The sequence below is a fragment of the Streptomyces sp. NPDC058955 genome, assembly GCF_042741435.1.
Taxonomy (GTDB): domain Bacteria; phylum Actinomycetota; class Actinomycetes; order Streptomycetales; family Streptomycetaceae; genus Streptomyces.
The window spans coordinates 30,813-36,388 of sequence record NZ_JBHYKM010000086.1; the positions used below are offsets into that span (position 1 = coordinate 30,813).

Genomic DNA, 5,576 nt, shown 5'->3' on the forward strand with positions numbered 1-5,576 from the left:
CCACGCCGCGCGGCCGCCCCCCCACCCCCCCCACGCCGGGGCCCGCGCGCGCGCGCCCCCGCCCGGGGGCGGCCCGGGGGGGGGGGGGGGCCCGCCCCCCCGGGCCCCCGGGGAAGGGGTCGGGGTCGGAGGCGGGTCGGGGTCGGGGGCGGGTGAGGTCAGCGTCCGCTGTACGGCAGGAGGGCCATCTCACGGGCGTTCTTGACGGCGGTGGCCAGCGCGCGCTGCTGCTGGGCGGTCACCCGGGTGACGCGGCGGCTGCGGATCTTGCCGCGGTCGGAGATGAACTTCCGCAGCAGGTCGGTGTCCTTGTAGTCGATGTACGTGATCCCGGCCGCGTCGAGCGGGTTGGGGCGGCGCGCGGCGGGCTTGCGGGGTTCGTGGCGTCGGGCCATGGGGGGTCTCCTTGGGGCAGGGTCCCGTGACCGCCGGGGCGGGCGGGGCACGGGGGCGTACGGGTGGGGGTCAGGCCGCGTCGAGGAGGGTGTCGAAGGCGGCGGGGAGCTCCTTCCACGCCTCGCGCCCGGAGGCGTACTCCGCGTCCGTCAGGAGGCAGGAGTCGAGGAGGCGTTCCAGGCCGTCGCGGTCGAGGCCGGGCGAGGTGAAGACGAGGTGCTGGCAGCAGTCGCCGTGCTCGGGGTGCCAGTCCAGCGCGGCCGCCGCCCGCCGCATGGGCGGGACCATCTCCCAGGCCGCGTCGGGCAGCGACGCCAGCCAGGGGCCTGCGTTCTCCACGCAGAGCGCTCCGCCGGCCGCGTCCCAGGCGAGCAGGGTGTCGGGGCGGTCGGCGAGCCAGAACCGGCCGCGGCTGCGGGCGGCGGCGCAGCACAGGTCCTCCAGCGCCTGGTAGAGGCGTTCGGGGTGGAACGGGCGCCTGCGGTGCCAGACGAAGGTGGCGACACCCGATTCGTCGGCCTCCTGGGGCAGCAGGGCGCACGCCGGGTGCTGGGCGGCGGCGGCCGCCTCCACGTCGAAGCCGGCGAGGGCGACCCGGGCGAGTTCGGCGGAACCGGCCGGTACGCGGCGGGCGGTGGGGTGCAGCTGGGCGAGGAGGGCGTGGTCCTCGTCGTCGGCCGCGTCGCTGTCGACGACGGCGAGGACGGGCGCGTATTCCAGCTGCCGGGCCCAGGTGTCGCCGACGGTCCGCTGGTCGGTGGCGGCCGCGGCGAGGCCCGCCTCCGCGAGGTCGTCGCCGTTGGCGAGGCAGGGCAGGACGAGTGCGGGGTCGACGGCGGTGATCACGTTCGTCAGGCCGAGCCGGTCGCCGCCGGGGGCGGCGATCACCTCGGCCATGGCCTTGGGTTCGACCGAGTCCCACAGTTCGACCACGGCGAGGCGGGTGAGGCCGCCGTCGGCCAGCCGCTCCAGTTCGGGGACGAGATCCACGCGCAGGGCGCAGCAGGCGCAGTCGTTGACCAGTGGCGTCTCCCCGCGCGAGACGGGGCCGGTGGCGTCGCGGATCGTGCGGACGACGCTGCCGGCGGCCGCGCCCGACAGGTCGTGGTGGAGCGCGACGCTGCCGGGGACGGCCCGCAGGAGTCGGTCGACGACCTCGGTCCTCGCCTCGGAGTGCAGGCCGGCGACGATCACGACGGGGAGCTGCCGGGTGTACGCGTGACCCATCAGCGGGCACCGTACCGGCGCTGGAACTTCTCGACGCGGCCGGCGGTGTCGAGCACCCGCGCCGTGCCCGTGTAGAAGGGGTGGCTCGCGGAGGAGATCTCCACGTCGACCACGGGGTACGTCCGGCCGTCCTCCCACTCGATCGTCTTGTCGCTGGTCATCGTGGACCGGGTGAGGAACGCGGTGCCGGAGGCGGAGTCGCGGAAGACGACGGGCTCGTAGGCGGGGTGGATTCCGGGCTTCATGGCAGGGCCTTTCGGGGGCGGTGAGGTCGGGGGTGGTGGGTGTCGGGAGTCGTGTGCGGGTGTGCGGGGGTCAGCGCTCTTCGCGGAAGTCCACGTGGCGCCGGGCGACGGGGTCGTACTTGCGGAGCACCATCCGGTCGGGGTCGTTGCGGCGGTTCTTGCGCGTCACGTAGGTGAAGCCGGTGCCCGCCGTGGAGCGGAGCTTGATGATCGGGCGGATCTCGTTGCGTGCCATGCCGCTAGTATATGACAATGATTTCCATTTCCAACACCATTCCCGAGTGAGAAAGGTCGTCACCCCCATGTCCGCACACTGCCAACTGACCGGCGCCAAGCCGGGATTCGGCAACAACATCTCCCACTCCCACCGGCGCACCTCACGCCGCTTCGACCCCAACATCCAGCGCAAGCGCTACTGGCTGCCCAGCGAGGGACGCCATGTGCGACTGACGCTGAGCGCCCGGGCGATCAAGACGGTCGACACGATCGGCATCGAGGCCGCGGTGGCCCGGATCCGCGCGCGCGGAGGGAAGGTCTGATGGCGAAGAAGAGCAAGATCGCGCGCAACGAGCAGCGCAAGCGGGTCGTCGAGCGGCACGCCGCTCGGCGTGCCGAGCTGAAGGAGGTCATCCGCCGCCCGTCGTCCACGCCGGCCGAGCGCGAGGTCGCCCTGGCGGAGCTGCGCCGGCAGCCGCGCGACGCCAGTGCCACCCGCGTCCGCAACCGTGACAGCGTGGACGGCCGCCCCCGCGGCTATCTGCGGACGTTCGGACTCTCGCGGGTGCGGACGCGCGAGCAGGCCCACGCCGGGTTCCTGCCGGGAGTGACCAAGTCCTCCTGGTAGCGCCGGCCGACCCGACGGGCCGCGCGGATGCGAGCCGGGCCTTGCCCGGGCGCCTGACGCGCGGCCCGTCCGGGGTTCCGGGCCGGAGGGGAGCCAAATTGCTCATGACATTCGTTTTCATATAGGCTCCCCGAGTCAACCCCCGGACCGAGGAGTCCCCATGGCCGTCCCCAAGCGGAAGATGTCCCGCAGCAACACCCGCCACCGCCGCGCCCAGTGGAAGGCGAGCACGCCGCAGCTGGTCCCGGTCACCGTCGACGGCGTCGTGCACCAGGTCCCGCAGCGGCTGGTGAGGGCGTACGAGCGCGGCCTCATCCGCCCGGAGGGATGAGAGAGCCCGTGAACGCGCACGACCCCCTTCCCGTGACCGTCCTCTCCGGATTCCTGGGCGCGGGCAAGACCACCCTGCTCAACCACGTCCTGGCCAACCGCGAGGGACTGCGCGTCGCGGTCATCGTCAACGACATGAGCGAGGTCAACATCGACGCCGCGCTCGTGCGCGGCGGTGGGGCTTCGCTGTCCCGTACGGAGGAGCGCCTGGTCGAGCTGACCAACGGGTGCATCTGCTGCACCCTGCGGGACGACCTCCTGGAGGAGGTCGACCGGCTCGCCCGCGAGGGCCGGTTCGACTACCTGCTCGTCGAGTCCAGCGGGATCTCCGAACCCCTGCCGGTCGCCGCGACGTTCTCGTTCCCCCGGGACGACGGGGCCACCCTCGGCGACCTCGCCCGCCTGGACACGATGGTGACCGTGGTGGACGCCGCGGGCTTCCTGCCGGAGCTCGACGACGGCGCCGAACTCGCCGCGCGCGGCATCGCCCCGTACGAGGACGACGAACGGACGGTCAGCGATCTCCTGGTGGACCAGGTGGAGTTCGCGGACGTCATCGTGCTCAACAAGCTCGACCTGGTGGGCCCGGAGGAGGCGCGCCGGCTCCGCGCCGCACTGACCCGGCTCAACCCCCAGGCGCGGATCGTCCCGGCCGTTCGCGGCCGGGTCCCCCTCGAACTGGTCCTGGGCACCGGCCTGTTCGACGTCGAGACGGCGCAGCAGGCCCCCGGCTGGGTGAAGGAGCTCAACGGCGACCACGTGCCGGAGACCGAGGAGTACGGCATCTCCTCGCTGGTCTACCGCTCCGCCCGCGCCTTCCATCCCGGACGGCTGTGGACCTTCGTCACCGAGGGGCTCGACAGCGGTGCGTACGGAAGGATCCTGCGGCCCAAGGGGTTCTTCTGGCTCGCCAGCCGCCCCCGGGTGACCGGTCTGTGGTCCCAGGCCGGCGCCGTGGCCCGGTTCGAACCGTCGGGCGCCCGCGGCCCCGACACCGCCCAGGGGCAGGAACTGGTCTTCATCGGCACCGGGCTGCGCGCCGACGCCCTCCGGGCGGCCCTGGACGCCTGCCTGCTGTCACCGGGCGAACCCGCCCCCGCCGACGACGAGTTCCCCGCCTGGGAGACGTACGGCATCGAGGACGCCTGCGAGCACGAGCACGCGGCCTGAAGCCCCCCCCCCCGCAACACACCCCGTAACACACCCCGCCCCACACACTCCGGGCCGGACGGTGGTCGCAGCCACGGCACCGTCCGGCCCGGCCCGTTTCTCCGCTCAGGAGCGGGTGCGGACGAGGTTCCTTCGCGGCGGAGAGCGCCGGCCCGGCATCGTCACCGAGGACGGCCGCGAAGCCCGCCGGCGCCGAGGGGTCCGGCGCCGTTCGCGTGGTCAGGCCGCGTCGTCGCCGTAGCCGCCGTGGTCGCCGCCGCCGTCCTTCAGGAGGGCGCAGACGAAGCGTTCCTCGGTCGCGCGGAGGCGGGCGAGGAGGGCGGGGTCGAGGGGGACCTGGCTGGTGACGGAGACGGTCACGGTACGGCGGCCGTCGCTGGTGGCGGCGGCGAACTGGGTGTAGCCCGGGGTGTTCCCGGTGTGGCCGAGGACGGTGCCGCAGCGGGTGGTGTAGCGGAAGAGGCCCAGGCCGGCCGCGTTCGTGCCCGGCCCGGCCGGCTGGGAGTCGCCGGGGACGAAGCGGGTCTGGGCGTACCGGGTCTTCGGGGAGAGGAGGGCCGGGCCCGCGTAGCCGCCGAAGAAGGCGCCCAGGTCGGCGGGGGTGGAGACGATGCCGCCCGAGGCCCAGGCGCCGGAGGCGCTGACCGCCTCGCTGACGTCCTCGGGTGCCTCCCCGGGGGCCGTGGCGTAGCCGTGGAGGAAGGGGCGGGGCAGCCGGTACCCGGAGGGGAGGCTGGTGTCGCGCAGATCGAGCGGGCGGTGGACGAGCTCCTTCAGGAGGTCCTCGTACCGCCGTCCGGTGGCCTGCTCGGCCATCAGGGCGACGGCGATGTTGTCCGAGTTGGAGTACGCGTAGCGGCTGCCGGGCGAGAAGGCGAGTCCCTGGTCGGCGGCGAACTCCAGCAGGCGCCGGGAGTCGAAGTGGTGCCGGGGGTCGGCGCGGACGATGGCCTGGAAGCCCTCGGTCTTGCTGAAGTCGGGCAGGCCGCTGGTGTGCTGGAGGAGTTGGCGCAGCGTCACGGCGTGCCACGCCGTCGGGAGGTGCGGCAGGCGCAGCCCCAGGGTGTCGTCCAGCCGGAGCGCCTTGCGGTCCACGAGGCTCAGGGCGACGGCCCCGCTGAACGCCTTGGCGACGCTCGCGATCCGCATGTGGTCGTGCGGGCGGGGCGGTCTGGCCGTGCCGACCTCGGCCGTACCGGCCCGGTAGACCTGCCGGACGCCGTCCCGGGTGAGGACGGCGATCGCGCCGGGCGGTCCGCCGGGGGCGGCGACGAGGTCGGCGAGGGCGCGCCGCAGCTCCTGGTCCGAGGCGCCGGTCGCGGGGGGGGGGCGGGGCGGGGGGGGGGGGGGCGCGCGCGGGCGGG

At 74.2% G+C, this 5,576-nt stretch carries 9 protein-coding genes; 4 read left to right on the forward strand and 5 right to left on the reverse strand.

Annotated features, from left to right (window positions below; genetic code table 11):
* Positions 1-158 precede the first annotated feature (158 nt).
* The 4 genes from rpsR to rpmG form a co-directional block, all read right to left on the reverse strand.
* Complete coding sequence (gene rpsR, locus ACFW1I_RS27210) at positions 159-395, reverse strand: 30S ribosomal protein S18 (RefSeq protein ID WP_384674770.1); 237 nt, start codon at positions 393-395, stop codon at positions 159-161.
* A 70-nt stretch (positions 396-465) separates the two neighbouring features.
* The gene (locus tag ACFW1I_RS27215; protein ID WP_384674773.1) at positions 466-1,623 is read right to left on the reverse strand and encodes a CobW family GTP-binding protein; all 1,158 of its coding nucleotides are present in this window, start codon (positions 1,621-1,623) and stop codon (positions 466-468) included.
* Positions 1,623-1,868 (reverse strand): type B 50S ribosomal protein L31, encoded by a 246-nt coding sequence (locus ACFW1I_RS27220; protein WP_114055300.1) that lies wholly within the window; start codon positions 1,866-1,868, stop codon positions 1,623-1,625. Before ACFW1I_RS27220 ends, ACFW1I_RS27215 begins: the two co-directional genes overlap by 1 nt.
* Positions 1,869-1,938: 70 nt before the next feature.
* Positions 1,939-2,103 carry a 50S ribosomal protein L33 gene (gene rpmG / locus ACFW1I_RS27225; RefSeq protein ID WP_031013560.1) on the reverse strand — a complete coding sequence of 55 codons (165 nt, stop codon included), beginning with the start codon at positions 2,101-2,103 and terminating at the stop codon, positions 1,939-1,941.
* A 67-nt stretch (positions 2,104-2,170) separates the two neighbouring features.
* Between rpmG and rpmB the strand changes: the two genes are divergently transcribed.
* The 4 genes from rpmB to ACFW1I_RS27245 all read left to right on the forward strand — a co-directional run bounded on the left by rpmB (position 2,171) and on the right by ACFW1I_RS27245 (position 4,212).
* Entirely contained in the window at positions 2,171-2,407 is a 237-nt protein-coding gene (gene rpmB, locus ACFW1I_RS27230; RefSeq protein WP_282697264.1) for a 50S ribosomal protein L28, read from the forward strand.
* Positions 2,407-2,712, forward strand: a complete 306-nt coding sequence (rpsN, locus tag ACFW1I_RS27235) for a 30S ribosomal protein S14 (RefSeq protein WP_384674777.1) — start codon at positions 2,407-2,409, stop codon at positions 2,710-2,712. The genes rpmB and rpsN overlap by 1 nt, the downstream gene beginning before the upstream one ends.
* A gap of 160 nt (positions 2,713-2,872) precedes the next feature.
* Entirely contained in the window at positions 2,873-3,043 is a 171-nt protein-coding gene (gene rpmF / locus ACFW1I_RS27240) for a 50S ribosomal protein L32 (protein ID WP_384674779.1), read from the forward strand.
* The gene (locus ACFW1I_RS27245) at positions 3,040-4,212 is read left to right on the forward strand and encodes a GTP-binding protein (RefSeq protein ID WP_384674781.1); all 1,173 of its coding nucleotides are present in this window, start codon (positions 3,040-3,042) and stop codon (positions 4,210-4,212) included. Before rpmF ends, ACFW1I_RS27245 begins: the two co-directional genes overlap by 4 nt.
* A 219-nt stretch (positions 4,213-4,431) precedes the next feature.
* On the opposite strand, the gene ACFW1I_RS27250 is transcribed toward ACFW1I_RS27245, so the two are convergent.
* Positions 4,432-5,576 (reverse strand): serine hydrolase domain-containing protein (locus tag ACFW1I_RS27250; protein ID WP_384674783.1); only part of this gene is annotated, 1,145 nt, incomplete at its 5' end.